Annotated in this window: 11 protein-coding genes; 6 read left to right on the top strand and 5 right to left on the bottom strand. The window is 69.2% G+C overall.

The features are described from left to right. Positions 1-15: 15 nt before the first annotated feature. The gene (locus tag Q4I23_RS11190; RefSeq protein ID WP_498526292.1) at positions 16-1,425 is read right to left on the bottom strand and encodes a gamma-glutamyltransferase; all 1,410 of its coding nucleotides are present in this window, start codon (positions 1,423-1,425) and stop codon (positions 16-18) included. On the opposite strand from Q4I23_RS11190, the gene Q4I23_RS11185 reads away from it, so the two are divergent. The 3 genes from Q4I23_RS11185 (at position 1,394) to Q4I23_RS11175 (ending at position 4,241) form a co-directional block, all read left to right on the top strand. Next, positions 1,394-2,746, top strand: coding sequence for a M48 family metalloprotease (locus tag Q4I23_RS11185; RefSeq protein ID WP_454019346.1), 1,353 nt, complete (start codon positions 1,394-1,396; stop codon positions 2,744-2,746). The genes Q4I23_RS11190 and Q4I23_RS11185 overlap by 32 nt on opposite strands. A 107-nt stretch (positions 2,747-2,853) precedes the next feature. Next, positions 2,854-3,609, top strand: a complete 756-nt coding sequence (locus Q4I23_RS11180; RefSeq protein ID WP_237903130.1) for a DsbA family protein — start codon at positions 2,854-2,856, stop codon at positions 3,607-3,609. 20 nt (positions 3,610-3,629) lie between these two features. After that, a complete protein-coding gene (locus Q4I23_RS11175; protein ID WP_498526291.1) occupies positions 3,630-4,241 on the top strand; it encodes an HAD family hydrolase in 612 nt (203 codons plus the stop codon). Positions 4,242-4,253: 12 nt separating this feature from the next. Here the strand turns inward: Q4I23_RS11175 and greB are convergent, their stop codons facing one another. Together greB and Q4I23_RS11165 are read right to left on the bottom strand one after the other, a co-directional pair. Next, positions 4,254-4,817 (bottom strand): transcription elongation factor GreB, encoded by a 564-nt coding sequence (greB, locus tag Q4I23_RS11170; RefSeq protein ID WP_454019348.1) that lies wholly within the window; start codon positions 4,815-4,817, stop codon positions 4,254-4,256. 81 nt (positions 4,818-4,898) lie between these two features. Then, on the bottom strand, positions 4,899-8,048 hold the full coding sequence (locus Q4I23_RS11165) for an Rne/Rng family ribonuclease (protein WP_498526290.1): 3,150 nt from the start codon (positions 8,046-8,048) through the stop codon (positions 4,899-4,901). A gap of 583 nt (positions 8,049-8,631) precedes the next feature. Here Q4I23_RS11165 and Q4I23_RS11160 point away from each other — a divergent pair. Next, positions 8,632-9,930 (top strand): N-acetylmuramoyl-L-alanine amidase, encoded by a 1,299-nt coding sequence (locus Q4I23_RS11160; protein WP_498526289.1) that lies wholly within the window; start codon positions 8,632-8,634, stop codon positions 9,928-9,930. Positions 9,931-10,181: 251 nt separating this feature from the next. Next, positions 10,182-12,692, top strand: coding sequence for a penicillin-binding protein 1A (locus tag Q4I23_RS11155; RefSeq protein WP_498526288.1), 2,511 nt, complete (start codon positions 10,182-10,184; stop codon positions 12,690-12,692). 86 nt (positions 12,693-12,778) lie between these two features. Here the strand turns inward: Q4I23_RS11155 and Q4I23_RS11150 are convergent, their stop codons facing one another. Next, on the bottom strand, positions 12,779-13,735 hold the full coding sequence (locus Q4I23_RS11150) for an SGNH/GDSL hydrolase family protein (RefSeq protein ID WP_498526287.1): 957 nt from the start codon (positions 13,733-13,735) through the stop codon (positions 12,779-12,781). 13 nt (positions 13,736-13,748) lie between these two features. Then, a complete protein-coding gene (locus Q4I23_RS11145; RefSeq protein ID WP_498526286.1) occupies positions 13,749-15,188 on the bottom strand; it encodes an MBOAT family O-acyltransferase in 1,440 nt (479 codons plus the stop codon). Between the two features lie 330 nt (positions 15,189-15,518). Between Q4I23_RS11145 and prfB the strand changes: the two genes are divergently transcribed. Then, positions 15,519-16,641, top strand: a protein-coding gene (gene prfB, locus Q4I23_RS11140; protein WP_145674376.1) for a peptide chain release factor 2 whose coding sequence is annotated in 2 segments (ribosomal slippage) — positions 15,519-15,587 and positions 15,589-16,641 — 1,122 coding nt in all. Because the reading frame shifts where the segments join, the coding sequence is not laid out codon by codon here. Positions 16,642-16,681: the final 40 nt, after the last annotated feature.

Below are 16,681 nucleotides of genomic sequence, written 5' to 3'. Positions count from 1 at the left end.
CCAGACTTCTGAACATCAACGCTCGGTTTCGACCAGTATGCCCAGGGCGTGGGCGCGCGGGTCGGCGGCGACCTGGCATTCCTTCCAGCCGCTCTCCATCGAGGTCTGGCAGGTGACGAAGGTGGCCCGGCCCGGCCCGGACGCGGCGCGGCTGACCCGGATGGCGGCGCCCGGCTCCTTGTCCAGCGCGGCGGGCAGGGCGGCGGTCAGCAGGGCGGCGGGAGCGGCGGCGGGGCCGTCGTTGCCGGCGGCGCTGGCCGCCCCGGCGAACTGGGTGCGACCGACGATGGCGTTGGTCAGCAGGGCGGGTGCCCCGAAACCGGCGCCATCCACCCCGCGGGCGGCCAGCAGGCCGGTGCCCGGCACCATGCGGCCGCTACCGAAGGGCGCCCCCATGGTGAAGGAGCAGGCGACCCCGTTCTCCTCATGGTCGATCACGACGAGGCCGGCGCCGGGCGCGGAGGCGCCGTTGCCGGTGGCGCCCAGCGTCTGGGCCACGCGGGCGGCACGCTGATCGGGCGGCAGGTCGGCAGCGGCGTTCCAGGCGGCGGTCAGGGCGGCGCCGTTGTTGGTCTCGGGAAGCTGGGCGAAATGCATCGAGACGATGCCCAGAGGGATCGCCGCGGTGCCGGTCCAGCGCGGCTGGAAACCGCGGACGGTGGCGGGGTCGATGGCAGCGGCCTGCGCCACGGCACCACCCAGCGGCCCACCATACATCGCAGCGATGCCGCTGCGGCGCACCTGCGACAGGCTGGCGGCCAGTTCCGGCTGGCTCAGCGGCGCGCCTTCGGCCAGCGGCGCACCGGCCGGCAGGAAGACGCGGCGGGCCTCCGGGTCGGCGGACAGGCGGGTGGCGGAGTCGGCGAGGTCGCGCGCCAGCGCCCGGCTGACCGGGGTGGAGCGGGCGAGCTGCTCGGCCGGGACCACCGCCTGCTCCCAGCGCATCGCCCCGGTGGAGGCCTGGAGCGCGTAGACGCCGCGCAGGAAGCCGGGCAGGGCGGCGCCACCGACACCGGTGGGACGGGGCAGGAAGTCGAGCGTGCGGGTTTCCTTCCTCGCGGCGTCAAACACCACGCAGACGCCGCCGCCGGTCATCCCGACGCGCGACGGCAGGGTGACGGCCATCGCCATCGCCATCGCGGTGGCGGCGTCGCCGGCCTTGCCGCCTTGGGCGATGATGTCGCGCCCGATCTCCGCCGCGCGCGGCTCGTCGGCCGCGACGAAGCTCTGGGCCGGTGCGCCGGTGCGGTATTTCGTGTTGACGCATCCGCCGACCAGCGATGCGGCTATGGCAATCGCGCCCAACCCTTGCCAGATTCGGCGGGTGGAATGGGGCGCCCGGACCGGCATCTTGACCGGCTGCCCGGTGCCCCGGTGTGCGGAGGAAGTAACGGTGCGCAAGCCCAGCAGGCTGGTTTCGGTCATCGCCATGGTTGCCGTGATGGTTCTGTCGTGGTCGCCGCCCGCGGGCGCGCAGCGGCGCCAGGAAATGCAGTTCCTGAGCGACGCCGAGACGGAACATATCATCCGCGACATGGCGCGGCCAATCTTCCAGGCCGCCGGCATCGATCCGGACGCGGTGAACATCGTCCTGGTCAACGACAACACCATGAACGCCTTCGTCGCCGGCGGGCAGAACATCTTCCTGCACACCGGCCTGCTGCTGGGGCTGGAGGATGCTGGGCAGCTCATCGGCGTGATTGCCCACGAAACCGGCCACATCGCTGGCGGCCATCTGGTCCGCGGGTCGGAGGCGATGGAGAACGCCTTCCTGTCCTCGCTGATCGGCATGGGCATCGGCATCGTCGGTGGCATCGCCGCGGGCAACGCCGGGGCCGGCGCGGCGGGCGTCATGCTGGGCCAGCATCTGGCGGAGCGCAACTTCCTGTCCTTCTCGCGCAGCCAGGAATCCTCGGCCGACCAAGCGGGCCTGTCCTACATGGAGCAGTCCGGCATCTCGGCGGAGGGGCTGGTCACCTTCCTGGAGAAGCTGGGCGCCGCCGACGACCCGCTGCTGGTGGACCGCGACGCCGGCTACCGCCGCACCCACCCGCTGACCCGCGAGCGCATCGAGACGGTGCGCAACTTCGTGGAGCGGTCACGCGCCGGCAGGAAGCCGGTTCCCGCCCAGTGGAACGAGGAGTTCCGCCGCATCCAGGCCAAGCTCTACGCCTATCTCGACCCCAATGGGGCGCTGCGCCGCTACAAGGCGGACGACCCGTCCTTCGTGGCGCGCTACGGCCGGGCCTACGCCTATTTCCGCCGCGGCGAGGTCCGGCAGGCCCTGCCGCTGGTCGACGGGCTGATCGCCCAGGAGCCGAAGAATGCCTTCCTCTATGAGATGAAGGGCGATCTGATGCTGCAGAACGGGCGGGCGGTGGACGCCGCCGCGCCCTACCGCAAGGCGATCGAGCTGGAGCCGGACGCTGGCAGCATCCGCGTCTCGCTGGCCCACTCCCTGATGGAACAGAATGACAGCCGGCTGGCCGACGAGGCGTTGCGCAACCTTCAGGTCGCGTCCAAGACGCAGGCGCAGTCGGCCTTCCTGTGGCGGCTGATGGCCCAGGCCTGGAGCATGAAGGGCAACGCCGGCATGGTCGCCTACGCCACCGCGGAGGAGGCCTTCGCCCGCGGCGACAAGCCGATGGCCCGCTTCCAGGCGGAACGGGCGGAGAAGCTGCTGCCCGCCGGCTCCCCCGGCTGGCTGCGCGCCCAGGACATCCGCGGGCAGGCGGGCGGCAAGTGAGTCTCCCCCGTTCGCGCGGCGCACAGCCGTCTTGCCTGACCCCGCCGTCCCGGTCCACAGTATCGCCCCGAATCGCGCCCTCCAGGCTCCACACGAGAGAGTTCGCCATGACCCGCTTCCGCCCCGCCGCCTTGGCGCTCGCCGCAGCGCTGGCCCTTCCGACGGGGCTGCTGGCCCCCGCCCTCCAGGCGCAGAGCCCGATGGACGACGCCCAGCGCAAGGCCGTCGAAGAGGTCGTGCGCGACTACATCCTGAAGAACCCCGAGATCATCCTGGAGGCCGTGGACTCGCTCCAGAAGCGCCAGAAGATGGCTGAGGAGCAGAAGGCCAAGGCAGCGCTGGCCGACAACAAGGCCGCGCTGTTCCAGAACCCCGCCGATCCGGTGGCCGGCAACCCCAAGGGGGACGTGACGGTGGTCGAGTTCTTCGACTACCAGTGCGGTTACTGCAAGGCCGTGCAAGCCGACACCGAGCGCCTGATCAAGGACGACGGCAAGCTGCGCTTCGTCTTCAAGGAGTTCCCGATCCTCAGCCCGGCCTCGATGACCGCGGCCAAGGCGGCGCTGGCGTCGCGCAGCCAGGGCAAGTATCTGGAATTCCACAACGCCCTGATGGCCCACCGCGGCCAGCTCGACGACGACGTGATCCAGCGGCTGGCCAAGTCGGTCGGGTTGGACACCGACAAGCTGAAGAAGGACATGAACAGCCCCGAGGTGTTGAAGGTCATCGCCGCCAACCAGGCGCTGGCCGAGGAACTGGGCATCCGCGGCACCCCGGCCTTCGTCATCGGCGACGAGCTGGTCCCCGGCGCCATCAAGCTGGACCAGATGAAGGACCTCGTCGCCGCGGCCCGCAAGGGTTGAGGCCGGGGCGGGAATTGACGATGACCAAGCCGACCACCGTCGTCTTCGACATCGGCCAGGTGCTCATCGAATGGGACCCGCGGCATCTCTACCGCGAACTGTTCGACGGGTACGAGGACCTGATGGAGGACTTCCTCGACAACGTCTGCACCCCCGCCTGGAACCTGGAGCAGGACCGCGGTCGCCCGTGGGACGAGGCGGTCGCCGTCCTGACTGCCGAGTTTCCCGACTGCCGCGAGTTGATCCGCGCCTATCACGAGCGGTGGGAGGAGATGGTGCCCGGCCCCATGGCCGGGACCCCGGAGATCCTGATGGAGTTGAGGCAGCGCGGAACGCCGCTTTACTCCATCACCAACTTCTCGTCGGAGAAGCTGGCGCTGACCCGCAGGCGCTTCGATTTCCTGAACGTCTTCGACGGGATCATCGTGTCGGGCGACGAGAGGTTGGTGAAGCCGGACCCGGCGATCTTCCAACTCCTGCTCGACCGCTACGGCTTGGCGGCGGCGGACTGCTATTTCATCGACGACAGCCCCGCCAACGTCGAGGCCGCCCGCGCACTCGGCATGACGGCGCACCGTTTTTCCGGCGCATCCAGCCTGCGCGCCGAACTGGAGGAACTGGGGCTTCTGTAGCCCCAGCCTTCTTCACGCATCGTCGCCCGGATAGCGGATGGCGACGACCTCGATCTGCTCCAGCCCGGCGGGGGTGCGCAGGTCCACCACGTCGCCTTCCTGCGCCCTCAGCAGGGCGCGGGCGATGGGCGATATCCAGCTCACACGGGCGCGGTCCATGTCCACCTCGTCGGCGCCGACGATGGTGATGGTGTTTTCTGCTCCATCCTCACGCGCGTAGGTGACGGTGGCGCCGAAGAACACGCGGTCGCGGTTCTTCTGGAGCGTGGGATCGACCACCTCCGCCGATTCCAGCCGCTTGGTCAGGAAGCGGATGCGCCGGTCGATCTCGCGCAGGCGCTTCTTGCCGTAGATGTAGTCGCCGTTTTCCGAGCGGTCGCCGTTGCCGGCCGCCCAGGACACCACCTCGACCACCTTCGGGCGTTCGACCCGCAGCAGCGAGCGCAGCTCCTCCTGCATGCGCTGGAAGCCTTCGGGCGTCATGTAGTTCTTCACGCCCTTGGGCAAGGGTTTGGGATCGTCGGCCTCGTCGTCGTCGGGGGCGGAGTCGTTCTCCCGGGTGAAGGCCTTGCTCATGGTCGGGACCCTTCGCGGTTTCTGGAAAAGGAAAAGGCGCCGCGAGGCGCCTTTTCCAGTCTTTACGGCGATGAAACGCGCTTAGCGGTTCCACCAGCCCCGGCGCGGCTTGGCCTCCGGAGCGGGGTTCGCGCTGGCCGGCTCATTGGCCGGGGTCGGGGTCGCCTGCGCCTCGCTGACCGCCGGAGCGGGCGCCGCCTCGACGGGAGCGTCCGCTGCGGTCTTGCGCTTGCGCGCCGGGCGCTTCTTCGCCTCCTCGACGACCGGAGCCGCAACCGGGGCCGGAGCGGGCGCCGCCTCGGCGGGAGCGTCCGCAGCGGCCTTGCGCTTGCGCGCCGCCGGACGCTTCTTCGGCTCCTCTGCGGCCGGGGCCGCAACCGGCGCCGGAGCAGGGGCGGCCTCGGCTGCCGCGGTCTTCGCCTTGCGGCTGCGCGACGGCTTGGCCGGCGACGGAGCGGTTTCCTCCGGAGCGGCGGCCTTCGCGGCGGCCTTGCCACCCTTGGCGGCGCCCTTCGCGGCGCGCTTCGGCTTGGCTGGGGCCGCTTCCGGCTCCGCCGTCACCGCTTCGGCGGCCTCGGCGGCGGTCGCCTTGGCGCGGCCACGGCGCGGCTTGCGGGCCGGAGTTTCCTCGGCCACCGGGGCGGCCTCATCGGCGGCCGGACCCTCCGCGGCGGTGTCCGCCGCAGTTTCCGGAGCAGCCTCGGCGGCCACCGCGCTGGTCAGGACCCAGTCGAACTCGACCGGCTCCATGTCGGCCGGCAGTTCCGGCGGGTTGACGGCGCGGCCAGCCTCGACGGCGGTCGGGAAGGACTCGGCGTCCACCTCGCCCTCGGTGCCGTCGGAAGGCATGCCCTCGCCGGCCTCCAGGCCCTCGCGCTGGCGGGACCGCCGGCGACCACCGCGCTTGCCGCGGCGGCGCTTCTTGCGCTCTCCGTTGCCCTCGCCATCGCCGTTCGGCTCGAACGCGTCGGCGCCGTCGTCCGCGTCGGACGCGGCCAGGTCGGTCTCCTCGTCCTCGTCGTCCTCGATGTGGGCAGGGCCGACATCGACATCGTTGATGACGAACTCCGGAGCCTCGATCTGGGCGCGCTCGATCGCTTCCTCGTCGACCGCCGTCTCGTCGGCGTCGGCGGTCTCCGCTTCGACCTCGTCGCCCTCGGTCGCCTCGTCGGACGCTTCGGCGGACTCGCCGAACGGCGCGCGGCCATCCTCGCGGTCACGCCCGCGGCCACGGCGGCGGCGGCGGCGGCGGCGGCGGTCGCCCTCGCTCTCCCCGACGGCGTCGGCGCGTTCGATGACCTCGGCCCCGGCAACCTCGGCGGCCTCGACGACGGGCGCCTCTTCCTCGGCCTCCTCGGCCTCGGCGGCCAGGATGCGGTCGGTCTCGGCCAGCACGCGCTCGGCGCTGACCAGCGGCACGTCGTCCTCCGGCGTGCGGGCCTTCACGCGCTCAAGCCGCAGGTCCGGCGCGATCAGCGTGTCGTCGGCCTGGACCATGACGCGGAACCGGTAGCGGTCCTCGATCTTGGTCAGCTCGCCGCGCTTCTGGTTGAGGATGTAGAGCGCGATGCGGGTCGGCACGAAGACGGTGATCTCCGACGACCGCTTGCGGATGCCCTCCTCCTCGATGGCGCGCAGCACGTGCAGCGAGGCGGACTCCACCGAGCGGATGACGCCGGTGCCGGAGCAGTGCGGGCAGCGCTCGAAGTTGGTTTCCAGCAGCGACGGGCGCAGACGCTGGCGCGACAGCTCCAGCAGGCCGAAGGCGGAGATGCGGCCGAGCTGGATGCGCGCCCGGTCGTTCTTCATCGCCTCTTTCAGGCGGCGCTCCACCGCGGCGTTGTTGCGGGGCTCCTCCATGTCGATGAAATCGATCACGATGAGGCCCGCGAGGTCGCGCAGGCGGAGCTGGCGCGCCACCTCGTCGGCGGCTTCGAGGTTGGTCTTGTAGGCTGTTTCCTCGATGTTGCGCTCGCGCGTCGACTTGCCCGAGTTGACGTCGATGGAAACCAGCGCCTCGGTCGGGTTGATGACGATGTAGCCGCCGGAGCGGAGCTGCACGACCGGGCTGTGGATCGCGTCGATCTGCGTTTCAACCTGATAGCGGTGGAACAGCGGGATCGTGTCGTCCTGGTACTGCATGACGCGCTTGGTGTGGCTCGGCATCATCATGCGCATGAAGTCGCGCGCGGTGTTGAAGCCGGCGTTGCCCTCCACCCAGATCTCGTCGATATCGTCGGTGTAGAGATCGCGGATCGAGCGCTTGATGAGGTTCGCCTCCTCATAGATGAGGCAGGGCGCGGAGGACTTCAGCGTCTGGACGCGGATGTCGTCCCACAGGCGCAGCAAGTATTCAAGGTCGCGCTTGATTTCCTGCTTGGAGCGCTCCAGCCCCGCGGTGCGCAGGATGACCGCCATGCCTTCCGGAATGTCGAGATCGGACAGGATCTCCTTCAGGCGCTTGCGGTCGGCGGGGTTGGTGATCTTGCGGGAAATCCCGCCGCCGCGGCCCGTGTTGGGCATCAGCACGCAGTAGCGGCCCGGCAGCGACAAGTAGGTGGTCAGCGCCGCGCCCTTGTTGCCGCGCTCCTCCTTGGTCACCTGGACCAGCATGACCTGCCGGCGCTTGATGACTTCCTGGATCTTGTAGCTGCGCAGCGGGCGGGCGCGGCGGCGGTGGGCCTCCTCGACCTCGTCCCCGCCGATGACGTCCGGGCTTTCGGCCGGAGCGGCGCCTTCCGGAACCTCATCCGACTCAGCGGCCTCATCCGAGCCGCCATCCGTGGCGAAGGCCGGGACGTCGCCCTCGAAACCGTCGCCCTCGGCCTCCGCGTAGGAGCCCGGCATCGGGGAGACTTCCTCCTCCACCTGCTCCGGACGGATCGGCTCGGCCATCACGGCGCCGTCGGCGGCGGCCTCGGCGCGGGCCTCGGCCTGCTCCTCCAGCCGGCGCTCTTCGGCCAGCAGGGCCTCACGGTCGGCGATCGGGATGCGGTAATAGTCGGGATGGATTTCCGAGAAGGCCAGGAAGCCGTGCCGGTTCCCGCCATATTCCACGAAGGCCGCCTGGAGCGACGGCTCGACCCGGGTCACCTTGGCAAGGTAGATGTTGCCCTTGAGTTGCTTCCGGGTGGCGATTTCGAAGTCGAGATCTTCGAGTCTGTTCCCATTGACCACGGCAACCCGGGTTTCCTCCGGGTGCGTGGCGTCCACCAGCATGCGCTTGGCCATACAAGATCCCCATGACGCCCCAGGCCGCCCGCGCGACGGTCAAGCCGCCGGGGCGCGTCATCGTTGTGAGCGAAGCCTGCGGAACCGGCCCCTAACCCGTCGAACGGCGCTGACGAAGCAGCCAGGACGGGTCGGGCTTCGGCCTCCGGGTTACGGCCTTGCGGCCGGCACCAGCTTCGAGGTTTCGTCCCAATCCACCGGCAACCCAGAAGCGTCACGCCCCGGACCGCGCCCGATGATGTAAATTTCGGCCGTGGGGGTCCGCGGGCGACGCCCACAGTCACCCCGGAGAGAAACCTCTCGGAAGAGTGGGCTGGTGGGTCGCGGTATGTCGCAGAGCTACCATAGACAAGCACGAAACCATGCACAACGTGGAATTCGGCGAAAGTTGCGGTCCGCCGCATCCGGTTCGGCGGCATTCCACCGGGATGAGGGCATAGCAGGGCACTGTTGCACGAACGGCACCCTCGCCGACAATTCCGCCACGCCTCCGGACGCCACCGTTGAGCGCCTTGATTTCGCTGCGCTATAGCTGACCGCTGGCTTTGCCGGTTTGCGGTTTCTGGTGGAACGGATGCCCCGATTGCTCGCGATTGTCGCTGTGCTGGGCGCCCTTCTGGGGGCGGTCGCCTTGCCGTGCGCCCCGGCGCAGGCCCAGACCACCGCGGCCCTGCCCTTTCCGCCGCCGGTCCAGGAGCGGGTGGCCGTCCTGAACGCGCGTCTCGGTCTGCATCCCGACAAGACGCGGCTGGTTCTGGAACTCACCGACTCGGTTCCCTTCACCGTGTCGGTGCACGGCTCCCCCTACCGCGTCGTGGTCGATTTGCCGGACGTGAGCTGGCCGGGCGGCAACACGGTGATGGCGGGAAAGGGGGTGGTCGCCCGCTACCGCTTTGAAGGGCGCGACGGCGGCGCTTCCCGCCTCGTGGTGGAAACCGATGGCCCGGCGCGGGTGGTCGAGTCCTACCTCATCCCGCCGCGCGACGGCTTCAAGCCGCGCTTCGTCCTCGACATCGCCCGCACCACCCCGGCGCAGTTCGCCGCCTCCGCCCCGGTCGCAGCCACCACGGCCACGGCGTCGGTGAGCCGCGAAGCGGCCCGCCCGCCGGCGCGCAAGGACCCCATCGTGCCGGTCGCCGCGGCCCTGCCGCCGCCGGTCCCGCCGCGGGCGGCGCCGGTCCCCGAAAAGCCGATGGTCGTGGTCGATCCTGGCCATGGCGGCGTCGATCCCGGCGCGGTCGGCGTCGGCGGGGTCTATGAGAAGGACATCACGCTGGCGATGGCGCGGGAGCTGAAGCGCCAGTTGGAAGGTTCGGGCCGCTACCGGGTGCGGCTGACCCGCGACAAGGACGTGTTCATCCGCTTGCGCGACCGCGTCGCCATCGCGCGGGAGGCCAACGCCGACCTGTTCCTGTCGCTGCACGCCGACAGCATCGGCTCCGCCAACATGCGCGGCCTGTCCATCTACACCCTGTCCGACCGGGCGTCCGACCGTGAGGCGGAGATGCTGGCCGCCAAGGAGAACCGGGCCGACGCGCTGGCCGGCATGGACCTGTCCTCCGAGAACGATCTGGTGGCCTCGATCCTGATCGACCTCGCCCAGCGCGACACGATGAACCACTCCAAGCGCTTCGCCAACATGGCGCTGGAGCATCTCGGCCGCGAGGTCAAGCTGATCCCCAGCAAGCCGCACCGTCAGGCCGGCTTCGCCGTGCTGACCGCGCCGGACATGCCGTCCGCGCTGGTCGAGATGGGCTACCTGTCGAGCCCCCAGGACGTCAGCCTGCTGAGCAAGTCGGCCCATCGCGAGAAGCTGGGCCGTGGCATGGTCCGCACCATCGATGCCTATTTCAAATGGCTGACCGGGGCGCAGAAGAGCTGAGAACCGCTCCGCCGGGCACCGCTGCCCGGCCACAGCCATGCGGGCAAAAGCGGTCGGACATACGCTCTCCCCGATCACCACTTTCTTGCATGCGCCTTGTGGCCGTCACATTTTCCTGACATGGCTGCGAGGGAGTCGGACTGCCGCCCCTCGCGGTGTAGGATGCCGCCCATCGGACGGTTCCGCGTCTTCCCGGTCTCTGTCCCGGACGAAGGCGGCGGGACCGCCGCCATGCCTGTCTGGGAACCGTCATGCGCTTTATTCTGTCCGCCCTGATGGCCGTCGTGATCCTCGCCCTGGCCGGGGCGGGGGGGCTGGTCTACATGCTGGACCATTACGATCACGAACTGCCGGACTACACCAAGCTCGCCAACTACGAACCGCCGGTGACCACCCGCGTCCATGCGGGCGACGGGCGCCTGCTGGCGGAGTTCGCGTCGGAAAAGCGCGTGTTCGTCCCCATCGACGCCATGCCGAAGCGCGTGACGAACGCCTTCCTGTCCGCCGAGGACAAGAACTTCTACGACCACAAGGGCATCGACCCCGTCGGCATCGCCCGCGCCATCCTGACCAACGTGGAGAATCTCGGCCGCGACCGCCGGCCGATGGGCGCCTCGACGATCACGCAGCAGGTCGCCAAGAACATGCTGCTGACCAACGAGGTGTCCTTCTCGCGCAAGATCAAGGAGGCGATCCTGGCGGTCCGCATCGAGCGGGCCTTCAGCAAGGACCGCATCCTCGAGCTGTACCTGAACGAGATCTTCCTGGGATACCGCTCCTACGGCGTGGCGGCGGCGGCGCTGAACTACTTCAACAAGGCGCTGGACGAGCTGGACATCGAGGAGGCGGCCTATCTGGCGGCCCTGCCCAAGGCGCCCAGCAACTACCACCCGGAACGCCAGCGCGATGCGGCCATCGCGCGGCGCAACTGGGTGATCGGGCGCATGGCCGAGGACGGGCACATCACCCCGGAAGAGGCCAAGATCGCCCAGTCCAAGCCCTTGGTCGTGCGCAAGCGCGACGAGCAGGAGTATGTGACGTCGGAGTATTTCGCCGAGGAGGTCCGGCGCGAGCTGGTGAAGCTCTATGGCGAACAGGCGCTCTACGAGGGCGGCCTGTCGGTCCGCGCCTCGATGGACCCGGTGCTGCAGCGGGCGGCGACCAAGGCGCTGCGCACCGGGCTGGTGCAATACGACCGCCGCCACGGCTACCGCGGGCCGGTCGGCAAGATGGAGAATTTCGACAATTGGGCGAAGAAGCTCGCCTCCATGGCGCCGCCTCCGGGGTCTGAGGGCTGGCATCTGGCGGTGGTGCTGAAGGACGACGAGGCGGCGGCGCTCGACATCGGCCTGCCGGACGGCTCGCGCGGCCGGGTGCCGCTGGCCGAGCTGCGCTGGGCGCGGGCGCAACGCGACGACAACCGGCTCGGCCCGGAGATCCGCCGTCCCTCCGACGTTGCCAAGCTGGGCGACCTGATCCTGGTCGAGGCCGCCGGCAAGGACGAGAAGGGCAAGGAGCCGCCGGCGGGCACCTACGCGTTGCGGCAGGTTCCGGCGGTGCAGGGCGGTCTGGTCGCGCTCGACCCGCACACCGGCCGCGTGCTCGCCATGGTCGGCGGCTTCTCCCCGCAGATGAGTTCCTTCAACCGCGCCACCCAGGCGATGCGGCAGCCGGGCTCCTCCTTCAAGCCCTTCGTCTATCTGACGGCGCTGAACCAGGGCTTCACCCCGTCCTCGCTGGTGATGGACGCTCCGTTCGAATACGACCCCGGCCACGGCCAGCCGATCTGGCGGCCGGAGAACTACAGCCACGAGTTCTACGGCCCGACGCCGCTGCGCGCCGGCATCGAGAAGTCGCGGAACGTCATGACCGTCCGTCTGGCCCAGGCCGTCGGCATGGACAAGGTGAAGGCGCTGTCCGAGAATTTCGGCATCACCGACAACCTCCAGCCCTATCTGCCGATGTCGCTCGGCGCCGGCGAGACGACCGTGCTGCGCCTCGCCACCGCCTACGCCATGCTGGCCAACGGCGGCAAACGGGTGAGCCCGACCTTCATCGACCGGGTGCAGGACCGCAACGGCAAGACCGTCTTCCGCCACGACACGCGCCCCTGCGCCTCCTGCAATCAGGTGGCCTGGAACGACGGGCTGGCCGTTCCCGCCGTCGCCGACACCCGGGAGCAGGTCAACGACCCGCGCACCGTCTACCAGATGGTCTCCATGCTGGAGGGCGTGGTGCAGCGCGGCACGGCGACGAAGCTGCTGTCGCTGGGCAAGCCGCTGGCCGGCAAGACCGGCACGACCAACGACAGCCATGACGCGTGGTTCATGGGCTTCTCGCCCAACCTCGTGGTCGGCACCTACATCGGCTTCGACCAGCCGCGCTCGCTGGGCGCCAAGGAGACCGGCGGCTCGGCGGCGGTGCCGGTGTTCAAGGACGTGATGGAGGTGGCGCTGAAGGACCAGCCGGCCACGCCGTTCCGCGTTCCGCGCGGCCTGCGCCTCGTCCGCGTCAACCCGGAGAACGGGCGCCTTGCCCAGCCCGGCGAGCGCAAGGCGATCTGGGAGGCCTTCATCCCCGGCACCGAGCCGAACCCAGACCAGCCGCAGATGGTGCTGGACGGCTCGGCCCACGCCGCGGACGGCGGCTGGACCGGCGGGGTGCCCGGCGGCGACGCGGCGGCCCAGCAGCAGCCGGGCGGCTGGGGCGCTCCGGCGGCCCCGCCATCGGCGGCGACGGTGGGGACTGGCGGTCTCTACTGACCGGGCCGGTTCGACCGGACGGGTTCGACAAGAAAAAAGCCCCGCTTCCCGATTCGGGAGGCGGGGCTTTTCTTTTGTGCGGAGGTTCAGGGCCGCGCGGCGGTGTGGGTGTCCGGGCGGAGCTGGGCGATGGCGTCGGCCGGGGCCGTGTCGGTGGGGCAGTCGGCCAGCGGGCGCAACCGGTCTTCCATCCGCGCCAGCATCACGCGGACCCCCTCCTGGTTGATGTGCAGGGCGTCCACGAAATGGGCCTCGTCCTCGACCTCGCGGCGGGTGTCGATCAGCGGCACGTCGGGCGGCAGGCGGGCTTTCAGATCCTCAAAGAAGGCGTCGAAGTTGGTCACCTTCTCGATGTAGCCGGGGAAGAAGGGCGTGATGACCACGGCGACCCGCGTGCCCTTCTCCCGCGCCGTGCCGATGATGCGGTCCAGCGCGTCCCAGTTCGGCTGGAAGCCCTCCATCCGCTCCGTCGGCGCCTTTTCGAGCTGGGCCTTGAGGAAGGGCGACATGGTGCCGCTCAGCGTCCGGTCGCCGGTCGGGTGCAGCCCGTCGAAGGCCAGCCGGATCGTCTGGTTGTTGTTGAAGATCAGCGTGTTGAACAGCTTGTTGGAGGCCCACATGGTGGCGTCGACCTGCCGGATGAAGCCGTCCACCCGCTCCGAGTAGTAGGCCAGAAGCGGCAGGTCGGCGAGCGCCTTGGGATCGTCGACCACGCTCGTCGGCTCGACCAGCAGCAGGCGGGGGGCGCCGTGCCTGTCCAGGTAATCCTCCCACAGCAGGTCGCCGACCGTGGTGGGGGCGCCGCCCATGCCCAGGTTCAGCACCCGGCCGCAGGTCAGCGCCTGCACCTCCTCCACCGGGAAGTGGTTGTCGGCACGGGAGTTGCCCAGGATCACCACGTCGGCGGGCGGCCCGTCGCGGTAGACGGTCATGAAGCGGTCCGACGACTGGAGGAGCGTGTCGCCCATCCAGGACGCCACCGCGCGGTCCATGGCGACCACCATGCCCAGGATCAGTCCGACGACGGCCAAAAGGCGGATCATGGTTCGGGCTCCCTCAGAACTGGAAATAGATGAAGGATCGGTTGGCGAAATTGCCGAAGAGCAGGAGCATCAGGATCAGCGTGGCGCAGCCGGCGGAGCGGACCACGACGTTCACCCCGGCGTAGCGGCGCCCGGCCCCGAACTCGATCATCGCGTCGATCATCAGCACAACGAGGCCGAACAGGGCGACGCGGACCAGATAGCTCATCTGCTGCATGCCGCGCGGCAGGCTGAAATCGCCCTCGGCGATGATGCCCAGGATGGTCCGCACCGTGTGCATATCGTCGGCGCGGAAGGGCAGCCAGGTCAGCGTGATGAGAAGGAAGACCAGCCCGACCGTCAGCAGCTTGCCCGCCATCAGCGGCGCGCCGCTCAGCCGCAGCGGGCTGCGCTTGGCCAGCCAGCGCACGCCGTCCTCCGCCGCCATCAGGGTGGCGTGCATGGCGCCCCACAGGACGAAGGTCCAGGCGGCGCCGTGCCACAGGCCGGACACCAGCATCACGATGGTCAGGTTGCGGATGCGCAGCCAGTGGGTGCGCCCGCCGCCCATCGGGATGTAGACGTAGTCGCGGAACCATGTGGACAGCGAGATGTGCCAGCGCCGCCAGAAGTCCTTCATGCCCATGGCGAAGTAGGGGCGGGCGAAGTTCTGGCAGAGCGTGTAGCCGAAGATCTGCGCCAGACCGATCGCGATCAGCGAGTAGCCGGCGAAGTCGCCGTAGATCTGGAGCGAGAAGCAGATCAGCCCGATGACGTGGTTCAGCGCGTTGAAGAACTCCGGCTGGGCGAAGCGGGCGTCGACCACGGCGGCGGCGTTGTCGGCCAGACCGAGCTTGAGGAAATAGCCCCAGATGATCTTCTCCAGCCCGGCGAAGCGGAAGGCGAAGCTGACGTCGTGGTGGGGGCCGTTCTGGATCTGGGGCAGCAGGTCGCGCGCCCGGACGATCGGCCCGGCGACGAGCTGCGGGAAAAAGGCGACGAAGGTCGCGTAGCGCAGCAGCGACCGCTCCGGCTTCTCCAGATGGCCGAGATAGAGGTCCAGCGTGTAGCTGAGATTTTGGAAGGTGTAGAAGGAAATGCCGACGGGCAGGATGATGGACAGCGTGCGGTGCCCGACGTCGAGGCCGAGCGAGGCCAGCGCCACCTGCGCGCTGTCGATGAAGAAGTTGAAGTATTTGAAAAAGAACAGGATCGCCAGATTGGCGGCGAGGCTGAGCTGCATGAAGATGCGCGCGGTGGCCCGGTTCGGCGCGTCGGCGATGCGCAGGCCGCAATAGAAGTCGAGCAGCGTCGTGCCGGCGAGCAGAAGGCAGAAGCGGTAATCCCAGAAGCCGTAGAAGACATAGCTGGACACCAGCAGCAGCGGCGTGAACAGCCGCGTCCTGGCGAGCATCATGAAGCCCGCCGTGAAGGCCGTGATGAACAGCAGGAACCCCAGGCTGGTGAAGTTCATCGGGGGGCCACGCTATTGTTGTTGGGAAACGGGGGCGCCGACAGCCCGCGCCCGCCGGGAGACGGGCACGAACGTTGGTGACGCTATCACGGGGGGCTGCCACTTATTCGCGCCGCGAAAGTGGTTTTGCGGCGCAAAAACGGTTTCATCCGAGTGGGTTGGTGGGATGCCCCGGTGACGGGGCGGCGCTCCGGCGGGTTACCGTTCCGGTCTGGTCCAGCGTCGCGGAAGCCGGGGAGGCTGTGGAATAAGAGGGTGCAACGCCGCGCCCAACCCGCTACATAAGGGCCAAGACACTGGTTCAACTCTGGCTGACGAGGAGGCACTGCGATGCGGGCCGAGATCGAAGCGGCCGCCGGCGAGATTAGAGAATCGCTGGCGCTGCTGAGGAGGCATCTTTGACTGGGATAACGCGCTGCGTCGTCTCGACGAACTGAACGCCCACGCCGAAGACCCCAAGCTGTGGGACGACCCGTCCCGCGCGCAGACCATCATGCGCGAGCGCACCCAGCTCGAAACCTCGGTGAACGGCTACCGCGCGCTTGAGCGCGACCTGTCCGACAGCCTGGAGCTGATCGAGATGGGCGAGGCCGAGGGCGACGCGACCGTGGTTGCCGATGCCGAGGCCCAGCTCTACGCGCTGCGCGACCGCGCCGCGAAGCTCCAGATCGAGAGCCTGCTGTCGGGCGAGGCGGACGCCAACGACTGCTTCATCGAGGTGAACGCCGGCGCCGGCGGCACGGAGGCCCAGGACTGGGCGCTGATGCTGATGCGCATGTACCTCCGCTGGGCGGAACAGCACGGCTACAAGACGCAGTGGCTTGAGGAGAGCCCCGGCGAAGAGGCCGGCATCAAGTCCGCCACCGCGCAGATCAGCGGCCACAACGCCTATGGCTGGCTGAAGACCGAGGCCGGGGTGCACCGTCTGGTGCGCATCAGCCCGTTCGACAGCCAGGCCCGCCGCCAGACCAGCTTCGCCGCCGTCTCGGTGTCTCCGGTGATCGACGACAAGATCAACATCGAGATCAACGAGAAGGACTGCCGCATCGACACCTTCCGGGCGTCGGGCGCCGGTGGCCAGCACGTCAACAAGACGGACTCGGCGATCCGCATCACCCACCTGCCCACGGGCATCGTGGTGGCCTGCCAGCAGGAGCGCTCGCAGCACAAGAACCGCGCCAAGGCGTGGGACATGCTGCGTGCCCGCATGTACGAGCGGGAGCTGAAGATCCGCGAGGACGCCGCCGCCGCGCTTGAGGCGACCAAGAGCGACATCGGCTGGGGCCACCAGATCCGCTCCTACGTCCTGCACCCCTACCAGATGGTGAAGGACCTGCGGACCGAAGTGGAGACCTCGCAGAGCCAGGCGGTGCTGGACGGCGACCTGGACATGTTCCTGGAAGCCGCGCTGGCCGCCCGGCTTAAGGGGCAGAGCGACGACGCTGCGGCGTGAGTGCGGGTGGGGGTAGTCCTGTCTCTTATACACATCTGAC

This window comes from Azospirillum sp. UFLA03-27, from assembly GCF_059803775.1.
Note: the sequence above shows the minus strand (reverse complement) of the source record. Positions and strands in the feature narration are given on the sequence as shown.